The organism is Pseudomonas mucidolens, from assembly GCF_900106045.1.
GTDB classification, from domain to species: Bacteria; Pseudomonadota; Gammaproteobacteria; order Pseudomonadales; family Pseudomonadaceae; genus Aquipseudomonas; species Aquipseudomonas mucidolens.
In genome coordinates this window covers 5,236,664-5,259,099 of the sequence record NZ_LT629802.1, presented here as the reverse complement: position 1 = coordinate 5,259,099, position 22,436 = coordinate 5,236,664, and the positions used below count along the sequence as shown (strand labels likewise).

22 protein-coding genes and 1 other RNA gene are annotated in these 22,436 nt (G+C 59.7%); 10 read left to right on the top strand and 13 right to left on the bottom strand.

Annotated elements, in window-relative coordinates:
- Window positions 1-123: 123 nt before the first annotated feature.
- The 3 genes from BLU75_RS24180 to argE all read right to left on the bottom strand — a co-directional run bounded on the left by BLU75_RS24180 (window position 124) and on the right by argE (window position 4,577).
- On the bottom strand, window positions 124-1,452 hold the full coding sequence (locus BLU75_RS24180) for an OprD family porin (RefSeq protein WP_090221578.1): 1,329 nt from the start codon (window positions 1,450-1,452) through the stop codon (window positions 124-126).
- A gap of 542 nt (window positions 1,453-1,994) precedes the next feature.
- Entirely contained in the window at window positions 1,995-3,293 is a 1,299-nt protein-coding gene (argA, locus tag BLU75_RS24175; protein WP_084378648.1) for an amino-acid N-acetyltransferase, read from the bottom strand.
- Between the two features lie 135 nt (window positions 3,294-3,428).
- Window positions 3,429-4,577 (bottom strand): acetylornithine deacetylase, encoded by a 1,149-nt coding sequence (gene argE, locus BLU75_RS24170; RefSeq protein WP_090221577.1) that lies wholly within the window; start codon window positions 4,575-4,577, stop codon window positions 3,429-3,431.
- A gap of 157 nt (window positions 4,578-4,734) precedes the next feature.
- Between argE and BLU75_RS24165 the strand changes: the two genes are divergently transcribed.
- The 6 genes from BLU75_RS24165 (at window position 4,735) to BLU75_RS24140 (ending at window position 11,153) form a co-directional block, all read left to right on the top strand.
- A complete protein-coding gene (locus tag BLU75_RS24165) occupies window positions 4,735-6,102 on the top strand; it encodes a CYTH domain-containing protein (RefSeq protein WP_084378650.1) in 1,368 nt (455 codons plus the stop codon).
- A 136-nt stretch (window positions 6,103-6,238) separates the two neighbouring features.
- Window positions 6,239-7,993 carry a type IV pilus assembly ATPase TfpB gene (gene tfpB / locus BLU75_RS24160; RefSeq protein ID WP_084378651.1) on the top strand — a complete coding sequence of 585 codons (1,755 nt, stop codon included), beginning with the start codon at window positions 6,239-6,241 and terminating at the stop codon, window positions 7,991-7,993.
- Window positions 7,994-8,080: 87 nt separating this feature from the next.
- Entirely contained in the window at window positions 8,081-9,001 is a 921-nt protein-coding gene (locus BLU75_RS24155; RefSeq protein WP_084378652.1) for an SPFH domain-containing protein, read from the top strand.
- A 10-nt stretch (window positions 9,002-9,011) separates the two neighbouring features.
- Window positions 9,012-9,458 carry an NfeD family protein gene (locus tag BLU75_RS24150; protein ID WP_084378653.1) on the top strand — a complete coding sequence of 149 codons (447 nt, stop codon included), beginning with the start codon at window positions 9,012-9,014 and terminating at the stop codon, window positions 9,456-9,458.
- A gap of 69 nt (window positions 9,459-9,527) precedes the next feature.
- Window positions 9,528-9,845: a DUF2388 domain-containing protein gene (locus BLU75_RS24145; RefSeq protein WP_084378654.1), complete on the top strand. Its 318-nt coding sequence runs from the start codon at window positions 9,528-9,530 to the stop codon at window positions 9,843-9,845.
- 162 nt (window positions 9,846-10,007) lie between these two features.
- Entirely contained in the window at window positions 10,008-11,153 is a 1,146-nt protein-coding gene (locus tag BLU75_RS24140; RefSeq protein ID WP_084378655.1) for a DegT/DnrJ/EryC1/StrS family aminotransferase, read from the top strand.
- Window positions 11,154-11,264: 111 nt separating this feature from the next.
- On the opposite strand, the gene gcvH is transcribed toward BLU75_RS24140, so the two are convergent.
- From gcvH to BLU75_RS24095, 9 genes are all read right to left on the bottom strand, one after another.
- On the bottom strand, window positions 11,265-11,648 hold the full coding sequence (gene gcvH / locus BLU75_RS24135; protein ID WP_084378656.1) for a glycine cleavage system protein GcvH: 384 nt from the start codon (window positions 11,646-11,648) through the stop codon (window positions 11,265-11,267).
- Between the two features lie 52 nt (window positions 11,649-11,700).
- Window positions 11,701-12,783: a glycine cleavage system aminomethyltransferase GcvT gene (gene gcvT, locus BLU75_RS24130; RefSeq protein ID WP_084378657.1), complete on the bottom strand. Its 1,083-nt coding sequence runs from the start codon at window positions 12,781-12,783 to the stop codon at window positions 11,701-11,703.
- A 157-nt stretch (window positions 12,784-12,940) separates the two neighbouring features.
- A complete protein-coding gene (locus BLU75_RS24125) occupies window positions 12,941-14,557 on the bottom strand; it encodes an ABC transporter permease (protein ID WP_084378658.1) in 1,617 nt (538 codons plus the stop codon).
- 165 nt (window positions 14,558-14,722) lie between these two features.
- Window positions 14,723-15,727 (bottom strand): extracellular solute-binding protein, encoded by a 1,005-nt coding sequence (locus BLU75_RS24120; RefSeq protein WP_084378659.1) that lies wholly within the window; start codon window positions 15,725-15,727, stop codon window positions 14,723-14,725.
- Between the two features lie 135 nt (window positions 15,728-15,862).
- Entirely contained in the window at window positions 15,863-17,080 is a 1,218-nt protein-coding gene (locus BLU75_RS24115; RefSeq protein ID WP_165447453.1) for a 2-octaprenyl-3-methyl-6-methoxy-1,4-benzoquinol hydroxylase, read from the bottom strand.
- A 9-nt stretch (window positions 17,081-17,089) separates the two neighbouring features.
- Window positions 17,090-17,575, bottom strand: coding sequence for a DUF4442 domain-containing protein (locus BLU75_RS24110; protein ID WP_084378661.1), 486 nt, complete (start codon window positions 17,573-17,575; stop codon window positions 17,090-17,092).
- Window positions 17,568-18,755 (bottom strand): 2-octaprenyl-6-methoxyphenyl hydroxylase, encoded by a 1,188-nt coding sequence (gene ubiH / locus BLU75_RS24105; protein WP_084378662.1) that lies wholly within the window; start codon window positions 18,753-18,755, stop codon window positions 17,568-17,570. The genes BLU75_RS24110 and ubiH overlap by 8 nt, the downstream gene beginning before the upstream one ends.
- Window positions 18,752-20,074: a Xaa-Pro aminopeptidase gene (pepP, locus tag BLU75_RS24100; RefSeq protein WP_084378663.1), complete on the bottom strand. Its 1,323-nt coding sequence runs from the start codon at window positions 20,072-20,074 to the stop codon at window positions 18,752-18,754. The genes ubiH and pepP overlap by 4 nt, the downstream gene beginning before the upstream one ends.
- 20 nt (window positions 20,075-20,094) lie before the next feature.
- Window positions 20,095-20,652, bottom strand: coding sequence for a YecA/YgfB family protein (locus BLU75_RS24095; protein ID WP_084378664.1), 558 nt, complete (start codon window positions 20,650-20,652; stop codon window positions 20,095-20,097).
- 137 nt (window positions 20,653-20,789) lie between these two features.
- On the opposite strand from BLU75_RS24095, the gene BLU75_RS24090 reads away from it, so the two are divergent.
- The 4 genes from BLU75_RS24090 to BLU75_RS24075 all read left to right on the top strand — a co-directional run bounded on the left by BLU75_RS24090 (window position 20,790) and on the right by BLU75_RS24075 (window position 22,223).
- The gene (locus BLU75_RS24090; protein ID WP_003213954.1) at window positions 20,790-20,999 is read left to right on the top strand and encodes a TIGR02449 family protein; all 210 of its coding nucleotides are present in this window, start codon (window positions 20,790-20,792) and stop codon (window positions 20,997-20,999) included.
- Complete coding sequence (locus BLU75_RS24085; RefSeq protein ID WP_084378665.1) at window positions 20,996-21,313, top strand: cell division protein ZapA; 318 nt, start codon at window positions 20,996-20,998, stop codon at window positions 21,311-21,313. The genes BLU75_RS24090 and BLU75_RS24085 overlap by 4 nt, the downstream gene beginning before the upstream one ends.
- A gap of 30 nt (window positions 21,314-21,343) precedes the next feature.
- Window positions 21,344-21,522, top strand: a non-coding RNA gene (gene ssrS, locus BLU75_RS24080) — 6S RNA.
- 65 nt (window positions 21,523-21,587) lie between these two features.
- Entirely contained in the window at window positions 21,588-22,223 is a 636-nt protein-coding gene (locus BLU75_RS24075; RefSeq protein WP_084378666.1) for a 5-formyltetrahydrofolate cyclo-ligase, read from the top strand.
- A gap of 2 nt (window positions 22,224-22,225) precedes the next feature.
- On the opposite strand, the gene BLU75_RS24070 is transcribed toward BLU75_RS24075, so the two are convergent.
- Window positions 22,226-22,375 carry a hypothetical protein gene (locus BLU75_RS24070; protein ID WP_090221576.1) on the bottom strand — a complete coding sequence of 50 codons (150 nt, stop codon included), beginning with the start codon at window positions 22,373-22,375 and terminating at the stop codon, window positions 22,226-22,228.
- Window positions 22,376-22,436: the final 61 nt, after the last annotated feature.

Genomic DNA, 22,436 nt, shown 5'->3' with positions numbered 1-22,436 from the left:
ACTGTGCCTGCGACAAAAACAAATTAAAAAGAATAAATATCGATTTATTTAGATCAAAAAGAAATATAGAAATCCACCCCAAAAAAAACCCCGCGATAGCGCGAGGTTTTTTATCAACCGGACTTACAGGAAGCTGTAGGTGTAGTTGAAGATCAGGCGAGTCTGATCCTGGTCGTTGATACCGGTGCCGCTGCCACGGTAGACACCGTGACGCAACGTGGTACCAAAGCCTTTAAGTGCGCCTTGTTGAATGGTGTAGTCAATGCGCATATCACGCTCCCACTCGGACTGGTCGCTGCCACCGTTCTTGGCTTTGATGTTGTCGCCATGCAGGTAGGCAATCGAGGTTTTCAAGCCTGGAACGCCCAATGCCGCGAAGTCATAGGAGTATTGGCCGAACGTGGTGTTTTCACCCGCACGTACGAAGGAGTTGATCATGCTATCGGTGAACAGGTAGAAGCTCGAGCCACCGGCACCTTCGTTACGACCATTGCCGTCGACCACGCTGCCTTGGTTCAACCAGACGAAACCGCCATCATCGTTGACGCGCTGGTGACCCAACAGGAACGCACTGCCACCCAAGGTGTAAGTGAACATGGCGCTCCAGGTCTTGTTATTGACCTCGCCAGCGTCTTTCGCGTAACCGCCGTTGTTGTTGAACTGATAGCCAGCCTGACCATTCTTGCCGTCGGAGCTGCTGTCAAAGTAGCGCACGTCGGTCTTGAACGATTGACCTTCGGCGATCGGATAGACGTGAACCAGGCCCAGGAAGTGTTGCTTATAGAAGTCTTCCAGGTTGGCGTAGTAGTACTGCAGCGTCAGGTCTTTGGTGACTTTCCAGTCAGCGCCGCCAAACCGGAACTGGTTGCTTTCCTGGGTCGCGCCGTTGACCGACAGGCCAGTGCTGTTGCTCGAGGCACGGCCAGTGGCATGCTCGAGTTGACCGGCGTTGAAGGTCACATTGTCGATTTCCTTGGAGGTGACCGTGCCGCCTTCAAAGGTCTGTGGCAACAGACGACCGTCGCTCGCTACCAGGATCGGCAGGTTCGGTGCCAGCGCGCCACCCAGATGCGCTTCGGTCTTGGAGAAGCGGGCCTTCACGTTGGCACTCGCGCTGCTCCAGTTGCTCACAGCCGAACCATCGGTGTCACTTGGAACGAAGGAGTTATTGTCCGGGTGATGGCCGCGACCTCCGTCCAGGTGAATACCGACGAGTGCTTGAGCATCAATACCAAAACCAACGGTGCCTTGGGTGAAACCCGACTGGTAATTGAACTTCAGGCCGGTGGCCGTTTCGCGCTGATCAGCCCCGCCGTTTTCACGCTGATCATTATTGAAATACAAGGTCCGGGAACTCACCGATGCCTTGCTGTCTTCGATAAAGCCTGCTGCCCCAGCATGCTGAGCCAACGCAGCTACCGTAATAGCCAACGCCAATGTGGACTTCTTCATGTACCGCTCCTCTCGTTTCTAATTTTTGTAGTTCTTTGGTCTCGGGTCTGACGCCCTCGATCCACAGATGCGCGATTAGCGCCAGATAGTGACTGACAAGTCAATCGTAAGCATGAGTGTCTACGACCTTCGTCTAATCACCGTTTATTGGGTCCTTGCAGGGTAATAAGACTTCCATACTTCCGAAAGGAATAATTCCGCTCTTTTTCATTCAATTCAGGAATAAGGCACACCATGAGACGATAGGCCCGCAATGGGGTATCGCGCCATACGCTGATTTCTGAAGGGTATTTTTTGGCCGTTTTTTAGATCGCTTCGCGTGAATGCACTGCTGCATACGTCACTCACGATCAAAAACGCGACACCATCATGGCCAAACGCGCATCCTTTCGTCAATTTGTTACAGTTTTCGGATCGCTCACATTTTTTTCAAATGTACGTGTTGCCGCACTATTTGGCGCGGGTCGCGGGGAGGTTTTGTGGGCGAGCAGAAGCACACCAGCGGCAGGGACGCGGGGCTCGTCCCTATCGTGGCTGGGGTTTTACAAGGCTTTTTCGAAGATTTTCGAGTTGCGCTGGAAGTTGTACAACGAAGCCCTGGCGGACGGCAGGCGATCCACGCTGCTGGGCACAAAGCCCCGCTCGCGGAACCAGTGGGCAGTGCGCGTCGTCAGCACGAATAGCGTCTTCAAGCCTTGGGCGCGAGCACGGGTCTCGATACGTTCGAGCAACTCATCACCACGCCCGCCGTGACGATACTCCGGGTTGACCGCCAGGCATGCCAACTCGCCGGCGTCCGACTCGGCGATCTGATACAACGCGGCACAGGCGATGATCATGCCTTCGCGTTCCACCACACTGAACTGCTCGATTTCGCGTTCCAGCACTTCCCGGGAGCGGCGCACCAGAATGCCCTGTTCTTCCAACGGACTGATCAAGTCCAGCAAGCCACCGACGTCTTCAATCGCTGCCTCGCGTACCAGTTCGAATTGTTCCTGAGCCACCAGGGTGCCACCGCCGTCCCGGGTAAACAGCTCGGTGAGCAGAGCCCCGTCCTCGACATAACTGACGATATGGCTGCGGCCCACGCCACCCCGGCACGCCTGGGCGGCGGCATCCAGCAATTCGGCCTGATAGTTGCTGCCAAGGCGCTGCAAATGCGCCGGTACCTGCTGCGGGCGCAATTCACGCACCAACCGGTCATTTTCGTCGATCAGGCCCAGATCGGCGCCAAACAACAGCAGCTTGTCTGCCCCCAGATCAATCGCCGCACGGGTCGCGACATCCTCACAGGCCAGGTTGAAAATTTCCCCGGTCGGTGAGTAGCCCAAGGGAGACAACAACACGATGGAACGCTCATCCAGCAGACGATTGATGCCCTTGCGGTCGACCCGGCGCACTTCGCCGGTGTGGTGATAGTCGATGCCGTCCAGCACGCCGATAGGCCGCGCGGTCACCAGATTGCCACTGGCGACCCGCAGGCGTGAGCCCTGCATCGGCGATGACGCCATGTCCATCGACAGGCGCGCTTCGATGTCTATGCGCAGATGGCCCACCGCGTCGATCACGCACTCCAGGGTCGCGGCATCGGTGATGCGCATTCCTTCGTGGTAATGCGGGGTCAGGCCGCGCGCCGCGAGGCGGGTTTCGATTTGCGGGCGCGAACCGTGGACCAGCACCAGCCGCACGCCCAGGCTGTGGAGCAGCACCAGGTCGTGGACGATATTGCCGAAGTTCGGATGGTCCACACCATCACCCGGCAGCATGACCACAAAGGTGCAGTCGCGGTGGGCATTGATGTAAGGGGAAGCGTGACGAAGCCAATTGACGTATTCGGGCATAAAACCTGGGCCTGTAATAAAAAGCAGCCAAAAAAGGATGAATCGCTAAACGCACAGCGGGCTGATGGTTATCGTCGGAACAGGCTTGGCGACACGCTCGCTCTCCTTTTATGTACGGGATGAGGTGGGGTTAATTTATGCAGGCTTGAGGCAGTAATGTTCAATCAGTTCCCGCAATAGACGCACTGTAGGCGTCAAGCGTGACATTTCAAGGTATTCGCCCGGCTGGTGGGCGCAGGCGATATCGCCGGGGCCAAGCACCAGGGTTTCACACCCGAGGCGCTGAAGATAAGGTGCTTCGGTGCCAAACGCTACTGCTTCGGCGCGATGACCGGTCAAACGTTCCGCCACGCGCACCAGTTCTGCGTCTTCAGGCTGCTCGAAGGGCGGTACTTCGGGAAACAGTGGCGCGTATTCGATCTGCACCTGATGGTGCTCGGCAACGGGCCCCAGTTTCTGTCGAATAGCGGCGCGCAATACCTCGGGATCCATGCCCGGCAAGGGCCGCAAATCGAACTCCAGGGAGCATTGGCCGCAAATGCGATTGGGGTTGTCGCCGCCATGGATACAGCCAAAGTTCAAGGTCGGTTGCGGTACGCTGAATTGCGCGTTGCGATATTCCCGTTGCCAGGCCAGGCGCAGGCCACGCAACTCACCCATGGCGTCATGCATCGCTTCAAGGGCGCTGTGACCCAGGCGCGGATCCGAGGAATGACCGCTGCGCCCGAGAATATCGATGCGCTCCATCATCACGCCTTTGTGCAGGCGAATGGGCTTGAGGCCGGTTGGCTCGCCGATGACCGCCGCACGCCCCAACGGACGACCGGCTTCAGCCAGGGCACGGGCGCCGGCCATGGAGCCTTCTTCATCGCAGGTGGCGAGGATCAGCAGCGGTTGCTTGAAAGGTTGGTCCAACAGCGGCAATACGGCTTCGATGACCAAGGCGAAAAAGCCCTTCATGTCACAACTACCCAGTCCTACCCAGCGGCCATCCACTTCCGTCAGTTTCAAAGGATCGGTCTGCCACAACGCTTCATCGTAGGGCACAGTGTCGCTATGCCCCGCCAATACCAGACCGCCAGGGCCCGACCCGAAACTGGCCAGTAGATTGAACTTGCCTGGGCTGACCTGCTGGATATCGCAGGAAAACCCCAAGTCACCGAGCCAGGTGGCGAGCAAGTCGATCACCGGACGATTGGTTTGATCGAGAGAGGCCTGGGTACAACTGACCGAAGGCGCGGCGATCAGCGCGGCAAACTGTTCTTTCATCGACGGTAAAGGCATGCGCTGTCTCTCCACTTCCAGATGAAACTCATCATAGAACCATCTGCGTCGCACAATAAACCGTTGCGGCACGTTGCCGGGCTCAGTCCTGTACACTGCACGACCTTGGCAGCCACACATTTATCCGGCTGCGCTCCCGATCCTGGATTTTCCGGCCATGCAGAAAGAAACCGAAATCAAGCTCCGCGTCAGCCGCGAGACCCTCGCCGCGCTACGTGAGCACCCGTTACTGAAAAAACGCAACAAAAGTGGCTGGGAACGCCGTGAGTTGATGAACCAGTACTTCGATACCCCGCAGCGCGACCTGGCCCAGGCCAAGGTCGCCTTGCGCCTGCGCCGTGACGGCGACGAAGTGATCCAGACCCTCAAGACCCGCGGTCAAAGCATCGCCGGTTTGTCGCAACGTAATGAATACGACTGGAAGCTGCCCAAAGCCAAGCTCGACGTAAAGAAGCTCGACGGCGAATGCTGGCCCGAGCAACTGAGCGAACTCGACAAAAAGACCCTGAAGCCAATTTTCACCACGGATTTCGTGCGTGAACGGGCCGAAATCGCTTGGGGCCGTGGCAAGGCCAAGGTGGTGATCGAAGCGGCGCTGGACCTGGGTCACGTCATCGCCGGCAAGCAGAAAGAAGAAATCTGCGAGCTGGAACTGGAGCTGCGCGAAGGCGAGCCGGCCGCCCTGCTGGAACTCGCCGCCGAGCTGGCACAGACCCTGGCGCTGATGCCGTGTGACATCAGCAAGGCCGAGCGCGGCTATCGCCTGTTCGACGCCAACAGCTACTCCTTGAGCCTGCCGGCTCCGGTGCTGGCCGCGGAAATGCCGCTGGACGAGGTGTTCGCCGCACTGACCTGGCACTTGCTGGGCAGTAGCCAGCGCCTGGCCGAGCAGTACCGTTTCAACGGTCACTGGCGCTTGTTGCAGGATTGGGTGGAGAACCTCGCCGAACTGCGTGCCCTGATCGGCAGCCTCGGCCAAGCCGCCCCACGCCAAACCACCAGCGAACTGCGCAGCGCCCTGGATGCCCTGCTGGAAGACTGGCGCCCGCTGGTCCAGGCGGGCGACGAGGACGAAGACGTGCGCAAGGCCGCGCCCGAGCAGTTCATCGAAGAGCTAAGCGATGTGCGCTGGGGCTTGTTCTCGCTGAACACCTCGCGTTGGCTGCTGGCCCGCACCTGGAGCCTGGACCGCAATGTACGCGGCAACCGCCAGGGTGCCGCGCAGATCGCCAACTGGCTGCCGCGCCTGCTGGCCGACGAAGCCGTCGCCCTGCGCCTGCCGCGCTACCAGCAACAGCCGGAAGACCTGGCTGAGCAACTGCCGCGCATCGAACGCCTGCAAGCCTGGCTGCACCATGCACGTCAGCTGCTGGAGATCCCGGAACTGGATCGCTTGTACGGCGAGTTGAACAAGTTGGCGGCATTGGCCAACCAACCGATCACCGACGAATCGCTGGATGCGCGTATGCATCAGGTGATTGCGGTCTATCAGAACCGCGCGTGGAAGACCTTGCTGCGGCTGTAAAACCCTACAGCGCGAGAGCCTCTGGCCATCCGTGGCGGCGGATGGCCCGGTAAGAACCTGCAATACCATTCTGGGCGGTCGCGGCCAAGGGGCGACTAACCTTGGTGCTACCTAAAGACCGCCCGGGACAGCCGCCATGACCGTTGAGCCAGCACTCCAGGATCGTCGGCTGACCCTCAACGAGTTGCTGCCCGCCTTGACCGCCCACAGGCTGATCACCGAAGCGACGGTCGCGCGATTGCTAGACCTGCCCACCCGCGACGTGCACCCTCTGGAGCTGCTCGCCAGCCAAGCGCTCGTCGACCCTGCCCGCCCTGATCAGTCCCTGTCCCTGGAAACGCTGACGCAGTGGCTGGCCAACCATGTTGATCAACCCTATCTGCGTATCGACCCACTGAAGATCGACGTAACCACTGTGGTGCCGCTGATGTCCTGCGCCTTCGCCCAGCGCCATCACATTCTCGCCGTCGGCCTCGATGCCGATAGCGTCACGGTCGCCAGCGCCGAGCCTTACCTGCACACGTGGGAAGCTGGCCTGGCGCATGTCTTGAAGCGCCGCATCAAACGCGTGGTGGCGAATCCCGCGACCATCCGGCGCTGTACCCTGGAATTCTACCGGCTGGCCAAGTCAGTCAGCGGCGCCGATCACAAAATCCTCGCCACGGCCAACACCGGGCACCTGCTCAACCTCGGCGCTATCGACCAGGAACCCGAGGCCAATGACGCGCACATCGTCAACATCGTCGATTGGTTGCTGCAATACGCATTTGACCAGCGCGCCAGCGACATCCATCTCGAACCCGCCCGCGACCATGGCCGCGTACGCTTTCGCATCGACGGGCTGTTGCATGACGTCTATCAGTTTCCGTCCCAGGTCAGCACGGCGGTGGTCAGCCGCCTGAAAAGCCTCGGACGCATGAACGTCGCCGAAAAACGCAAACCCCAGGACGGAAGGGTCAAGACTAAAAGCCCGGGCGGCGGCGAAGTGGAACTGCGCCTTTCAACCTTGCCTACGGCGTTCGGCGAAAAGCTGGTCCTGCGGATCTTCGATCCCCTGTTACTGCTCAAGGACTTCCAGCAACTGGGACTCTCCCCCAGCGACCGACAACGCTGGCAGCACATGACCGGCCAGGCCAACGGCATTATCCTGGTCACCGGCCCCACCGGGTCGGGCAAGACCAGCACCCTCTACACCACCCTCAGGCAGCTGGCAAGCCGCGAGATCAACCTGTGCACGGTGGAGGACCCGATCGAGATGGTCGAACCAGCCTTCAACCAGATGCAGGTCCAACACAACATCGGCCTGACGTTTTCCAGCGGCATACGCGCACTGATGCGCCAGGATCCGGACATCATCATGATCGGTGAAATCCGCGACGTGGAAACGGCCGAAATGGCGATCCAGGCGGCGTTGACCGGGCATCTGGTGCTGTCGACCCTGCACACCAACGACGCGCCGAGCGCCATCAGCCGATTGCTGGAACTGGGCATTCCCCATTACCTGATCAAGGCAACGTTGCTCGGCGTCATGGCTCAGCGTCTGGTGCGCCTGCTGTACCCTCACTGTAAAAGCCCTGTCGCGGTGAACCATGACGACTGGCAACGCGTGACACAGCCTTGGCCGGTTCCATTGCCAGCGCAGATATTCAGGGCCAACGGCTGCGCGGAATGCCGCGAAAGCGGCTATCGCGGGCGCGCTGGCGTCTACGAAATCATGCTGATGAACGACGCAGCCAGGGTCTTGGTCAGCGCCGAGACTGACGTCCAGGCGCTGCGCCGCGCAGCACTCGAAGATGGCATGCACAGTTTGCGTCTTGCGGGCGCGCACAAGGTGGCGGCGGGACTGACAAGCCTCGAAGAAGTGTTTCGAGTAACACCTTCGCTTTATTGATGAGCGAGTAAACCGTTCCTATCTCTGACAAGCCCGTTACACTCAACAAAATCCGTATTACCGCCACTATCCAGACAAGGAATCGTTATGCAGACCGGTGCCGTTCTTCTCCTCTTCGTAGGCTTGGCCATCGCCATCCTCTTCATGGGCTTCAAGGTTGTGCCGCAGGGCTACCAATGGACGGTCGAGCGCTTCGGACGCTACACCAACACGCTCAAGCCGGGCCTGAACATCATTATTCCGGTCATGGATCGCATCGGCCGCAAGATCAACGTCATGGAAAGCGTGCTGGATATTCCACCCCAGGAAGTCATCACCGCCGACAACGCCACCGTGCAGATCGATGCCGTGTGCTTCTTCCAGGTGGTCAACACCGCCCAGGCGGCCTACGAGGTGAACAACCTTGAACACGCCATCCGTAACCTGCTGCAAACCAACATTCGTACGGTGCTCGGCTCCATGGAGCTGGATGCCATGCTCAGCCAGCGTGACGGCATCAATGAAAAACTGCTGCGCACCGTCGACGAAGCCACGGCTCCGTGGGGCATCAAAATCACCCGTATCGAGATCAAGGACATCAGCCCGCCCGCGGATTTGATGGCGGCCATGTCCGGCCAGATGAAAGCCGAGCGGATCAAGCGTGCCCAGATCCTCGAAGCCGAAGGCCTGCGGGCATCGGCGATCCTGACGGCCGAAGGCAAGAAGCAGGCGCAGATTCTTGAAGCCGAAGGCAGTCGTCAGGCAGCGTTCCTTGAATCCGAAGCCCGTGAGCGCCAGGCCGAGGCAGAAGCCCGAGCGACGCAGGTGGTATCGGAAGCTATCGCCTCGGGTAACGTGCAGGCCGTCAACTACTTTGTCGCTCAAAAATACATTGATGCCCTGGGCAAACTTGCCTCGGCCAACAACAGCAAAGTGATCCTGATGCCGCTGGAAGCCAGCCAGGTCATCGGCGCGGTGGGCGGTATCGGCGAAATCGTCAAGGCCACCTTCGACAACAAGAAAGCCTGAGGCACTTGTCATGTGGGAGTTCTTGCAACATCTGTCGTTTTGGGACTGGCTGGCACTGGGCACGGTCCTGTTGATCCTTGAAGTGTTCGGGACCGGCGGTTACCTGTTGTGGATGGGGATCGCCGCCGCCGCCGTAGGCGTGCTCAAGTTCCTGATCCCGGGACTTGGGCTGGAACTGCAACTGCTGCTGTTTGCCGTGCTGTCCATACTGACAGCGGTGTATTGGTGGAAACGCCAGCGCAGCGCCGCCAAGGCCAGCGATCAGCCTGGGCTGAACATGCGCGGTTCGGAGCTGATCGGTCGCACTTTTTTGGTGCACGAGGCAATCATCGAGGGTCGGGGCAAAATAAAGGTGAGCGATGGCGTGTGGATAGTCACCGGGCCTGATACACCCGCTGGGGTCCATGTTCGGGTGATTAGCCAGGACGGCGTGATTTTACGCGTGGAAACTGTTTAGTCAGTCACGGAACTAGGCTGGGTTATTCAGAATCAAACGGTTCAGATAACCTAGTCGGAGTCATCCATCATGCGTCTTAAATATGCTGTCGCTACCCTTGCGTTGCTGTCCCTTCCTGTCGGTTCGGCGATGGCCGATAGCTTCTGGCGTAATATCATCTCGTCGGGCGCCACCACCGGCTCGACATACCTGACGTTCAAGGACCATAAACTGGTGGTCGCCGCCCAGGACGACGCCGGTAGCTTCGTCGCCAGCGACGGCGGCATCCGTGGTCCTTACCTGGAAGCTGCCATGCAGAAAGTGCGCGCGGACAACCCGGGCCTGCAAGCCACTGACATGGAATTGGCCAACGCCATCCTGGCCAAAAACGCCATTGCCGCCGAGTAACATCGCCTCATGAGAAAGCCGCTTTTTAAAGCGGCTTTTTTACGCGCGTCAATTGACGACTCGCTCACGGATGACAGGCTATATTCAGTCACTGCGTGTCACCCTGGCGGGGTCGACGCGTTTTTCACGCCTGGTCCTTTTGAAACGGATGCCTTTCTCGTCATGAGCCAACTGCCTTTTCTACCTTTTTCCAAACCCACCATTGATGAAGCCACGATCACGGCGGTTGGTGATGTGTTGCGCTCTGGCTGGATCACCAGCGGACCGAAGGTGCAGACGTTTGAAGCGCAATTGTCGGAATACTTCGGTGGCCGGCCGGTACGCACCTTCAACTCGGGCACTTGCACCATGGAAATTGCCTTGCGCATCGCCGGTGTAGGGCATGGGGATGAAGTCATCACCACGCCTATTTCCTGGGTGGCTACGGCCAACGTGATTCTTGAGGTGGGCGCCACCGCGGTGTTTGCCGATATTGATCCCGTTACCCGCAATATCGACCTCGCTCAAGTGGAAGCCGCGATCACGCCGCGTACCAAGGCAATTATTCCGGTCTACCTGGCTGGGCTGCCGCTGGATATGCCGAAGCTCTACGCACTGGCCGACAAGTACGGTTTACGTATCGTGGAGGATGCCGCCCAAGCGCTGGGGGCCAGTTGGAACGGCCAACGTATTGGCGCCACCGGCGACCTGGTGTCGTTCAGCTTCCAGGCCAACAAGAACATCACCTGCTCCGAAGGTGGTTGCCTGGTATTGAATAACGCCGATGAAGCACGGCTTGCGGAAAAATACCGCCTGCAAGGCGTGACGCGCAGTGGCTTCGACGGCCTGGATGTGGACGTGTTGGGCGGCAAGTTCAATATGACCGATATCGCGGCAGCCATTGGTTTGGGGCAGTTTGCCCATATCGAGGAGGTCACGGCCCATCGCCGCGAACTGGCTCGTCATTACTTCAAGTGCTTTGGTAGTGACTTTGAGCAAATCTACGGCGCGCAATTACCGCCGGCAGATTTTGAAAACAGCAACTGGCACCTGTTCCAACTGGTGCTGCCTGAGCGTCAGGACGACCTGCCCGCACGCGCCACGTTCATGGAACAGATGCAGGCCCACGGCGTGGGTGTCGGTTATCACTACCCGCCAATCCATCTGCTGAGCCTGTATCGGGCACGGGGATTCAAGGAAGGCATGTTCCCGTTGGCGGAAAAAGTCGGGCGTTTGATTGTGTCGTTACCGATGTTCACGCCGATGACCAAGGCGGATGTGGAGCGGGTTGTAGCGACGGTCAAAGCGGTACTGAAAGCCCACGGTTGATACAGGTCAGTGTAGGAGCGAGCTTGCTCGCGAATGCGGTGGGCCAGCCACTGATGTATTGACTGACACTCCGCCTTCGCGAGCAAACCCGCTCCACAGTGGGATTTGCGTTTACTCGCCGATGGCAGCCTTGTAACCGGCAGCATTCAGCAGCTTGTCCAGATCAGCCGGATTGCTTGGCTTGAGCTTGAAGATCCAGGCGCCGTACGGATCGGAGTTCAACAGCTCCGGGTTTGCGCTCAACTCGTCGTTGACGGCAATCACTTCGCCCGCAACCGGTGCATAGATATCCGAAGCAGCCTTAACCGACTCAACCACACCCGCCTGGCCTTGGGCTTCAAATGTGGCGCCAACCTCGGCCAACTCAACAAACACCACATCACCCAACGCTTCCTGGGCATGATCGGAGATACCGACGGTCACACTGCCGTCAGCTTCCAGACGCGCCCACTCGTGGCTTTCGGCAAAACGCAGGTCGGCAGGGATATCACTCATTGTCTGTGTCCTCAAAAAGAAATGTCAGCGGCCAGCGGCCAGCCAAATAAGGTTAGATCAAGGTTTTGCCATGGCGCACGAAAGTCGGCTTGACCACTCGCACCGGGTACCATTTACCGCGAATTTCCACCTCGGCGCGGTCGGCGGTCGCCATCGGCACACGCGCCAGGGCAATGGATTTGCTCAGCGTAGGAGAGAAACTACCACTGGTGATCTCTCCTTCGCCAACATTGGCGATACGAACCACCTGATGAGCACGTAAAACGCCACGCTCTTCCAGTACCAGCCCTACCAGCTTGAGCGCCACACCCGCAGCTTGCTCGGCTTCCAGCGCAGCCCGGCCGATGAAATTACGGTTGCGCGGTTCCCAGGCAATGCTCCAGGCCATATTGGCGGCAAGCGGTGACACTTGCTGATGAATGTCCTGGCCGTAGAGGTTCATGCCTGCTTCGAGGCGCAGGGTGTCACGAGCACCCAAGCCGATCGGTGAAATGCCCGCCCCGACCAGATCGTTGAAAAATGCCGGGGCCTGATTCGCAGGCAGGACAATTTCCAGACCGTCCTCGCCGGTATAACCGGTACGGGCAATAAACCAGTCGCCGTCGGCCTGGCCTTCAAAGGGCTTGAGTTGATGAATCAAGGATGCGCGGGATTGGCTCACCAGTTCAGCGATCTTTTGCCGGGCCTGGGGGCCCTGAATAGCGAGCATAGCCAATTCCGACCGCTCGTGGATTTGCGCCTGGTAGCTACCGAGTTGCGCCTGCATCCAGGCAATGTCCTGGTCGCGGGTAGCGGCATTGACGACCAACCGGTAACCGTCGTCGTTGCGATAGACGATCATATCGTCCACCACCCCGCCCTGTTCGTTGAGCATGGCGCTGTACAACGCACGGCCGCAGCCATGCAGACGATCAACATCATTGGCCAGCAGATACTGTAGCCATTCCTTGGCCTGGAGGCCTGTGACATCGATCACGGTCATGTGGGAAACATCAAACACCCCGCAGTCACGTCGCACCTGATGGTGCTCCTCGACCTGCGAGCCGTAATGCAAAGGCATATCCCAACCGCCAAAATCGACCATTTTCGCGCCTAGGGCGAGATGCAGGTCGTACAGAGGCGTACGCTGTCCCATGGGTTTCTCCTTCCGGGCTTGGCGAAGGTGCGGACGGTTGCCGTTTATAGCCACACGCCTTGAAATACAAGGCCTGGAACCACGCTCAGCTATCCGATCTGAAAGATGGACCGCACCGAATGCCGCGCATTGTAGCCTCAAGCCGTATGACTGGCACCTAACCGATTCGTCGCGCTGAACGTCGAATCAGCCCGATGACCGGCAAGAGCCCCACCAACACCAGCGTCAGCGCCGGTAACGAAGCCCTCGCCCACTCCCCTTCGCTGGTCATTTCAAAGATGCGCACCGCCAGTGTGTCCCAGCCGAACGGCCGCATCAGCAGGGTAGCCGGCATTTCCTTGAGCACGTCGACGAACACCAACAACGCGGCACTCAAGGTGCCTGGCAGCAACAGCGGCAGATACACCTTGCAAAACAGTCGTGGTCCGCCCACTCCCAGACTGCGGGCGGCTTCCGGCAAGGACGGCCGGATTCGCGCCAGGCTGTTCTCCAGCGGGCCATAGGCCACCGCCATGAATCGCACCAGATAGGCGAGCAACAACGCCGACAGGCTGCCCAGCAGCAAGGGCTTGCCGGCACCGCCCAACCAGCCGGAAAGCGGAATCACCAGTTCGCGGTCCAGATAGCTGAACGCCAACATGATCGACACCGCCAGCACTGAGCCCGGCAATGCGTAACCCAGGTTGGCCAGGCTGATCCCGGATCGTATGGCGCGGGTCGGGGCCAGGCGATTGGCGAACGCCAGAACCAAGGCGACACTGACCGTAATCAGCGCTGCCATACCGCCCAGATACAGGGTGTGGACGATCAGCCCGGCATATCGTTCGTCGAGGTCGAACCGGCCGCGCTGCCAGAACCAGACCATCAACTGCAGCATCGGGATGACAAAGGCGCAGGCAAACACCAATCCGCACCAGCCACTCGCCGCAGCCGCCTTGAGCCCGCGCAGATGATAGAGCGCCTTGCCACGCGGTCGCTCATTACTCGGTCGACTGGCGCCTCTGGCGCGGCGCTCACCGTACAGCACCAGCATCACCACCAGCAGCAACAAACTCGCCAGTTGCGTGGCGCTGGAAAGGCTGAAAAAGCCGTACCAGGTCTTGTAGATGGCGGTGGTAAACGTATCGAAGTTGAACACCGATACCGCCCCGAAGTCCGCCAGCGTTTCCATCAATGCCAGGGCTATGCCAGCACCGATGGCCGGTCGCGCCATGGGTAAGGCAACCCGCCAGAAGGCCTGCCATGGCGACTGGCCCAGCACTCGCGCCGCTTCCATCAATCCTTTGCCCTGGGCAAGGAACGCGGTGCGTGCCAGCAGGTAGACGTAGGGATAGAACACCAGCACCAGGACGATGATCACGCCGCTGGTGGACCGCACACGCGGTAGGCGCAGGCCGCTGCCGAACCATTCGCGCAGCAGCGTCTGCACCGGTCCTGCGAAGTCCAGCAGACCGACAAAGACGAACGCCAGCACATACGCAGGAATGGCGAACGGCAACATCAGCGCCCAATCCAGCCAACGCCGGCCGGGGAATTCGCAGAGGCTGGTCAGCCAGGCCAGGCTGACGCCCAGGACCGTCACGCCGACACCGACGCCCAGCACCAGGGTCAGGGTATTACCCAGCAAACGCGGCATCTGGGTTTCCCACAGGTGGGTCCAGATTTGCACGTCGATGCTTTGCCAGGACAACAGCAGGACGCTCAGCGGCAGCAGTACCAGGGCGGCGACGGTGAAGACCGGCAGGTACCAGCGGCGTTGGGCGGGATGGGCCAAGAGCAGATTCTCAGGAAATGGATTAGTTGGAGACGAACACAAAACAGTGCGGGAGCGGGCTTGCTCGCGATAGCGCTGCATCAGTCAAAGATACATCGACTGACACTCCGCTATCGCGAGCAAGCCCGCTCCCACATTGGCTTTGCGGCGTCTTGTAAAGTGTACTCAGTTCCAGCCAGCGCGATCCATCAGGCGAATCGCTTCGGCCTGGCGCTTGCCCGCGACTTCCACCGGCAAGGTGTCTGCAATGAACTTGCCCCAGGCAGCCACTTCGGCCGACGGCTGTACCGCCGGGTTAGCCGGAAACTCCTGGTTCACATCGGCAAAGATTTTCTGCGCTTCAGGCGTGGTCATCCACTCCACCATGGCCTTGGCGGCTTCCGGATGCGGCGCGTACTTGGTCAGGCCAATGCCCGACAGGTTGATGTGTACGCCACGGTCGCCCTGGTTCGGCCAGAACAGTTTTACGCCCAGGTCCGGCTTCTGCTTGTGCAGGCGGCCATAGTAGTAAGTGTTCACGATGCCGACGTCACACTGGCCGGCGTCAATCGCTTCCAGCAAGGCGGTATCATCGGAGAACACATCGGTGGACAGGTTATTGACCCAACCCTTGATGATTTTTTCGGTCTTGGTCGCGCCATGGGTTTCGATCAGGGTCGCGGTCAACGACTGGTTATAGACCTTTTTCGAGGTACGCAGGCATAGGCGGCCTTCCCATTGCTTGTCGGCCAGGGCTTCGTAGGTAGTGAGTTCACCCGGCTTCACGCGTTTGGTGGAGTAGGCAATGGTCCGCGCGCGCAGGCTCAAACCGGTCCACGCATGGCTGGAGGCGCGATATTGCATAGGGATGTTGTCGTGGATCACTTTGGAGGTGAACGGTTGCAGGATACCCATCTGCTCGGCTTGCCAGAGGTTGCCGGCATCGACGGTGAGCAGCAGGTCGGCAGTGGCGTTCTCGCCTTCAGCCTTGATGCGCTGCATCAGTGGTGCTTCCTTGTCGGTGATGAACTTCACCTGCACACCGGTTTTCTTGGTGTAGGCATCGAACACTGGCTTGATCAGCTCGTCGATACGAGAGGAATAGACCACGACTTCGTCAGCCGCCTGGACGGTGGTGCTGCCGATAAGGGTGAGTGCCAGGGCAGTCAGGAGGCGCTTGGGTGCCAACATGGGTGCGGTCTCTCGTAATCGAAGGAGTGCAAATGATAAGGACTCACATTTAGCATCTCAACCGAACACTCGGTAGAGGCGTTACGAAATGTTGCACAATTAAGGTTTACCCTGCGGCAAATGACCCCGGCGAGCTCAGGCCTTGGCCAATTCCGGCAAATCCCCGGTCAGTCCCAGCGCCTGACGCACAAACAGCGCCTTGGCTTCGGGCATCTGGTCGACCATCTTCAGCCCCGCATTACGTAGCCAGCGCAACGGCAACTGATCAGCCTGGAACAATCGTTCAAAGCCCTCCATCGCCGCCATCAGCGCCAGGTTATGCGGCATGCGTCGTCGCTCGTAGCGGCTGAGCACCTTCACATCCGCCAGCCGCTCGCCGCGCTCCAGCGCTTGCAACAGCACCTCGGCCAGTACCGCCGCATCCAGGAAGCCGAGGTTGACGCCCTGCCCCGCCAAGGGATGGATGACATGCGCGGCATCGCCAATCAACGCCAGACCTTCGGCCACATAGCGTTTGGCGTGACGCTGGCGCAACGGCACACACAACCGTGGATCGGCGCTGAGTACCCTGCCCAGGCGTCCTTCAAAGGCACGTTCCAGCTCACGGCAAAAGCTTTCGTCGTCCAGCGCCATCAGGCGCTCGGATTCGCTCGGCGTGGTTGACCAGACGATGGAACACCAGTCGTCCTGGCCGTCTCGCGAAAGCGGCAAGAACGCCAGCGGTCCCTGATCGGTGAAGCGCTGCCAGGCCGTACGTTGGTGCGGTTGGCTGCTGCGCACGCTGGTGACGATGGCATGGTGCAGATAATCCCACTCGCGCGTGGCGGTACCGGTCAGTCGCCGCACCGCCGAGTTGGCGCCATCGGCCGCAATCACCAGCGGCGCGCGCAAGGTACGGCCATCGGCCAGGGTCAGCAGCCATTCATCGCCGGAACGACGCATCTGTTCCAGGCGCGCAGAGGCCAGCAGGCCCAGGTCGCAATCATGCAAACGCTCGAGAAGCGCGTCCTGGACCACGCGGTTTTCGACGATATGTCCAAGCACATCGGCATGCACGCTGGCGGCTGAAAAATGGATCTGCCCGGTACCGCTGCCATCCCATACCTGCATCTCGCCGTAAGGGCTGGCGCGGCGGCTGGCGATACCCTCCCAGACACCCAGACGCTCGAGAATGCGCTGGCTGGCGGCTGACAGGGCACTGACCCGCGGTTCGAAGGGGGCGGCGGCGTCGAACGGTTTGACGCTCAGTGGACCGCCGTCGAGCAGCAGCACTTGCAGGCCGCTGCCTTGCAACGCCAGCGCCAGTGCACTTCCGACCATTCCGGCCCCGACAATCAGCACATCTGCACGCATATCCATGGTTTAAGCCTGTTTCGCTGGCGGCTTGCGCCGCACGTAAAGGGTTTTGTCGACTCGCGCCACCAACGTGCCGAAGCCGTCATGAATCTCGACCTTGAGCCGTGGCAAATATTTCGCGCCGCCGTCGGTCTGCCGACGCACCTCATCAAGCAAGGTCTCATCGATGGAGAATTCGGCAAACACCGGACCTTTGCCCGGCGAGATGAAATCGATGGTCGCGGCCTTGTCCCAGACGATGTAGCCACGCCCCAGGTTTTCCATCAGCATCAACATGAAGAACGGGTCGACCATCGAATACAGGCTGCCGCCAAACTGCGTGCCGACATAGTTGCGGTTGTACCAGCCAAGGCCCATGCGCACCTTGATCTGTCGAAAATCCTTGCTGATGTGCCGCACCCGGATACCCGCCCCCAGATAAGGCGGATAAAGGGTCATCAGCCAACGCAACAAACGCGCCTTGCCCAAGCGATCAATCAGCCACTTACACATCAGGACGCGTACCCAGGCCCATGGCCTGACGGGCGAACCAGCGCTTGGCCGGTGGTAGCAGGTCCAGGCCCAGCAAGCCCAGGTTACGGCCCATCGCGACCAGCGGCTGGCCACTGCCAAACAGTCGCGTGACCTGGTCGGAGAAGCCCACGGTCAGCTTTTGATCCAGGCGCTGGCGCTCGCGATACGCCTGCAACGTCGCCAGGTCGCCGGGTACCCGTGGCCCGGCCAGCAAGGCCTCGGCCAAGGCATAGGCGTCGCGCAGGGACAGGTTGAAACCCTGCCCGGCAATCGGATGCAGGCTGTGAGCCGCGTTGCCCAGGATCACCAGATGAGCGCGCACTTGCTCTTCGGCCTCCACCAGCGTCAACGGGTACAAGTGGCGGGCGCCCACCTGTTTCAGGGCGCCGAGACGGTAGCCGAATACACCCTGCAATTCGCTGAGAAAACTGCGCTCGTCGAGTGCCGCCAAGCGTTGCGCATCCATACCGACGCGGGTCCAGACCAGCGCGCAACGGTTGTCCGGCAACGGCAACAAAGCCATCGGGCCATCATCGGTAAAGCGTTCGAACGCCTCGCCGTTATGCGCTTCGCTCGGGGTGATGTTGGCGATCAAGGCGCTCTGGTTGTAAGGGCGTTGCCTGACACCGATCCCCAACTGCTCACGCAGCCCGGAGCGTCCGCCGTCGGCCAGCACCGCAAGGTCACACTCCAGCACCGTTTCATCGTTGAGCGTCAGGCGATAGCCGTCAGCCAAGGGCTCCATGCCAGTGACTTCGGCCGGGCAGCGCCAACTGATCACGTCCTTGTCCAGTCCTTGCCACAGGCATTGCCCGAGCCAGGCGTTTTCCACCACATATCCCAAGGCGGGAACGCCTTCTTCCATGGCCGATAACCGGGCGGTGGAGAAACGTCCACGGTCCGAGACATGGATTTGCTTGATCGGCTCGGCTCGCCGGGAAATGTTCTGCCACACGCCCAGGCGCTGATAAATCTGCCGCGCCCCAAACGACAAGGCCGAGGAACGTGCGTCGTAGCTCGGCTGGTAGCTTTCGCCGGGGGCGAAGGGCTCAATCAGCACGATCTTCCACCCCAACGCCTTGGCCCCGGCCTGCAGCGCCAGGGCCAGGCTGGCGCCCACCAGGCCGCCGCCGATAATGGCAAGATTGACCCGGCTCATCGGGCGCCCGCCATCAACGCTTCAATCTCGGCCACCGTCTTCGGTACGCCGCCGGTCAAAATTTCACAGCCTTGCTTGGTCACCACCACGTCATCCTCGATGCGCACACCTATGCCACGCCATTTTTTTGCCACGGTCCGGTTGTCCGGGGCAATGTAAATTCCCGGTTCCACGGTCAGGGCCATACCGACTTCCAGTACCCGCCATTCACCGCCGACCCGGTATTCACCGACATCATGCACATCCATGCCAAGCCAATGACCCGCACGGTGCATGTAAAAAGCCTTGTAGGCTTCGTCGGCGATCAACGCCTCGACATCGCCCTGCAACAATCCCAGTTTCACCAACCCTGCCGTGATTACCCGCACCGTGGCTTCATGGGCCTGGTTCCAGTGTTTGTTCGGCGCGATTTCGGCAAAAGCGGCTTCCTGAGACGCCAGTACTACTTCGTAGATCGCTTTCTGTTCCGGCGAAAACCTGCCGTTGACCGGCCAGGTGCGGGTGATGTCGCTGGCGTAACAATCGATTTCGCATCCGGCGTCGATCAACACCAGGTCACCGTCCTTGAGCAACGCATCATTCTGCTGGTAATGCAGGATGCATGCGTTACGTCCCGAGGCAACGATGGAGCCGTACGCCGGCATCTTCGCCCCGCTTCTGCGGAACTCGTAATCCAGTTCGGCTTCCAGGCTGAACTCATGCAACCCGGCTCGGCTGGCCCGCATCGCCCGCACATGAGCCGCACAGGAAATCCGCGCGGCCTCGCGCATTACCTTCACTTCCGCGGTGGATTTATACAGGCGCATGTCATGCAGCAGATGATCCAGGGCAACAAATTCGTTCGGCGGCTGGGCGCCGAGGTGCGCCTTGGAGCGGATGACGTTGATCCACTCCATCAGATGCCGGTCGAACTCGGCATTGCTGCCCATGGCCGAATACACCCGGTCGCGGCCTTCGATCAGGCCGGGGAGGATGTCGTCGATATCGGTGATGGGAAATGCATCGTCAGCGCCATATTCACGAATCGCGCCTTCGGTACCGGCGCGCAGACCGTCCCACAGTTCACGCTCGACATTGCGCTCGCGGCAGAACAGCACGTATTCGCCGTGGCCACGGCCGGGCATCAGCACAATCACCGCTTCGGGCTCGGGAAAGCCGCTCAGGTACTGGAAATCACTGTCCTGGCGATACACGTGTTCGACGTCGCGGTTACGGATCGCCACGGCGGCGGCGGGCAGGATCGCGATGCTGTTGGGTTCCATCTGCGCCATGAGCGCCTTGCGGCGGCGGGTGTATTCCGCCTTGGGGATATGAACCATGGGCAGATGGGCTTCCTCTCTTAGTGCAGCGACGGCTTGGGTGCAGCGGGTTCCGCAGGCTTTTTAGTCTCGGTGAACAGCAGCAATGGTGCGACGCGCAGGTATTCCATGACTTCCATATAGTCTCTTTCGCCGTCTTCGGACTCTTCCAGAGCATCTTGTACCTGGGAGATCGCGGCAAGGTCTTGCAACACTTCCTGGGCATCCGTGCTCAGGTCCAAGCCACCGGCGTTTACCCCAAAACCATGCAGGAAGCCCTGGCACCATTGGCCAAGCGCGGCGGCACGCTCTGGCAGCGGGGCGTCCTCGTTGGGGAGCAGCAGAACGACGGTGACGTCGTCACCGGTCAACTCGCCCTTGACCATCTCTTGCAGACCGATCAAGGCGTTGCGCACGTTCTCTTGCGGCTCGGTTTCCAGCAACTCGGCGACGTCAGCGAGCCAGTTGTCGGCGTCAAAGCCGACACCGGTGCAACTGCGGCCGAGCAGCACGCCGTGCAGCTCGGCGGGCGAGCAAGGATGACCGCTGGTGCTCAGCAGTTTGGAAAAAGCGTCGTACGGGGAATTCTGAATAGGCATGGTGAGCTAGGCGCCAGGCAGCGCAATGACTAGAATGAAGCGATGTATCCTAGCACCGGCAGACGCACCAGACTATCGAGGGCGTCAGATCGTTTATCCTGCAGTTGCCATTCATCAGACAAATCCAGTGGAACCCAATGGAAGACACCGACTTGCAAGCGCTGATGGCCAGACTCGAATTGCTAATTAACCGGGTCGAGCAACTAAAGAGTCAAAACGGACTCCTATTAGCTCAGGAAAAGACCTGGCGCGAGGAACGCGCTCACCTCATTGAAAAAAACGAAATCGCCCGGCGTAAGGTCGAATCGATGATTTCGCGCCTGAAGGCCCTGGAGCAAGACTCATGAGTTCAAGCAATAGCGTCACCGTGCAGATTCTCGACAAAGAGTACTCAATCATCTGCCCCCAGGAAGAACACAGCAACCTGGTGAGCGCCGCCCGCTACCTGGACGGCAAGATGCGCGAAATCCGCAGCAGCGGCAAAGTCATCGGTGCCGACCGCATTGCGGTCATGGCAGCGCTGAATATTACCCACGACTTGCTGCACAAGCAGGAACGCCCTGACGTACAGGCCAGCGGCTCGACGCGTGAGCAGGTACGGGACCTGTTGGAACGCGTGGATCTGGCGCTTTCCAACGATCAAGAACCACCCAAGGGCTGATTGCAGCGTCTGTTTCGGGTATACTCGTTCCACTCCCTGGCGTGCTTGCCAGTCGGCGATGTCCCGGAGCCGATTCGCACTACCCTGGAAGTTGCACGTTGGGCTGGTGTGCATGTCCGCTAGACGGAAAGCCTTAAAGCCTACTGCTTCTTCCACCTTGAACTTTCGGGTTCAAGGGCTAAGTCGACAGCGGTTCTGTCGGGGAGCCTGATTTCCAATCCAATGCCAGTCATGTGACTGGCATTGTTTTATCACCTGAAAAAAGCCGACACCCATGACCGAACCTGCGCCGCTTTCCCGCCCGCAACTTCGACGCATGTTGCGCAAAGCCCGCCGCGCCCTGACGCCAAGCGAGCAGCGCCAGGCCGCCCTCGGCCTGTATCGGCAACTGGCACAGCACCCGCTGTTTCGCCGGGCCAAGCACATTTCCTTATATCTACCGTCGGACGGTGAAATCGATCCGCGCCTGCTGCTACGGGCGGCTCAGCGTCGCGGCAAAGCCACCTACCTGCCGGTGCTCAGTGCCTGGCCGCGGACCAAGATGGTGTTTCAGCGAGTACGCGCAGGAGAAAAACTGAGGCCCAATCGTTTCCGCATTCTTGAGCCTCGGATCAACGCCGCCCGGCAGCGCAAGGTCTGGGCAATGGATCTGGTGCTCTTGCCGCTGGTAGGCTTCGATGATGCGGGCGGCAGACTGGGCATGGGCGGCGGCTTCTACGACCGTAGCCTGGCGTACCTGGCACAGCGAAAAGCCTGGCGCAAACCGACGTTGTTAGGCTTGGCCCATGAATGCCAGAAAGTCGGACAATTGACGCAAGCGAGCTGGGATGTACCGCTGCAAGGCACGGTCACGAACAAGCAATGGTATGTCGCGCAAGAGACGCCGCTGGATTCAACGGCGCCGAAGTAGCATCAACGCTTGAAGAGTTGTGACTGCTGCTGCGTAAGTTCAATCGGCGCTTCGGTCTTGTTCGACCACAAGCTCTGTGCATAACCGGTGGTCACGACGCCCAGACCAAACAAAACAACCAATATCCATAGTAAATCCGGTTTGCGTTTCATCGATTGCCCCCCTTCAGGCATATCACACACGATGACAGCAACGTTCCAAAGTAGTCCGTTC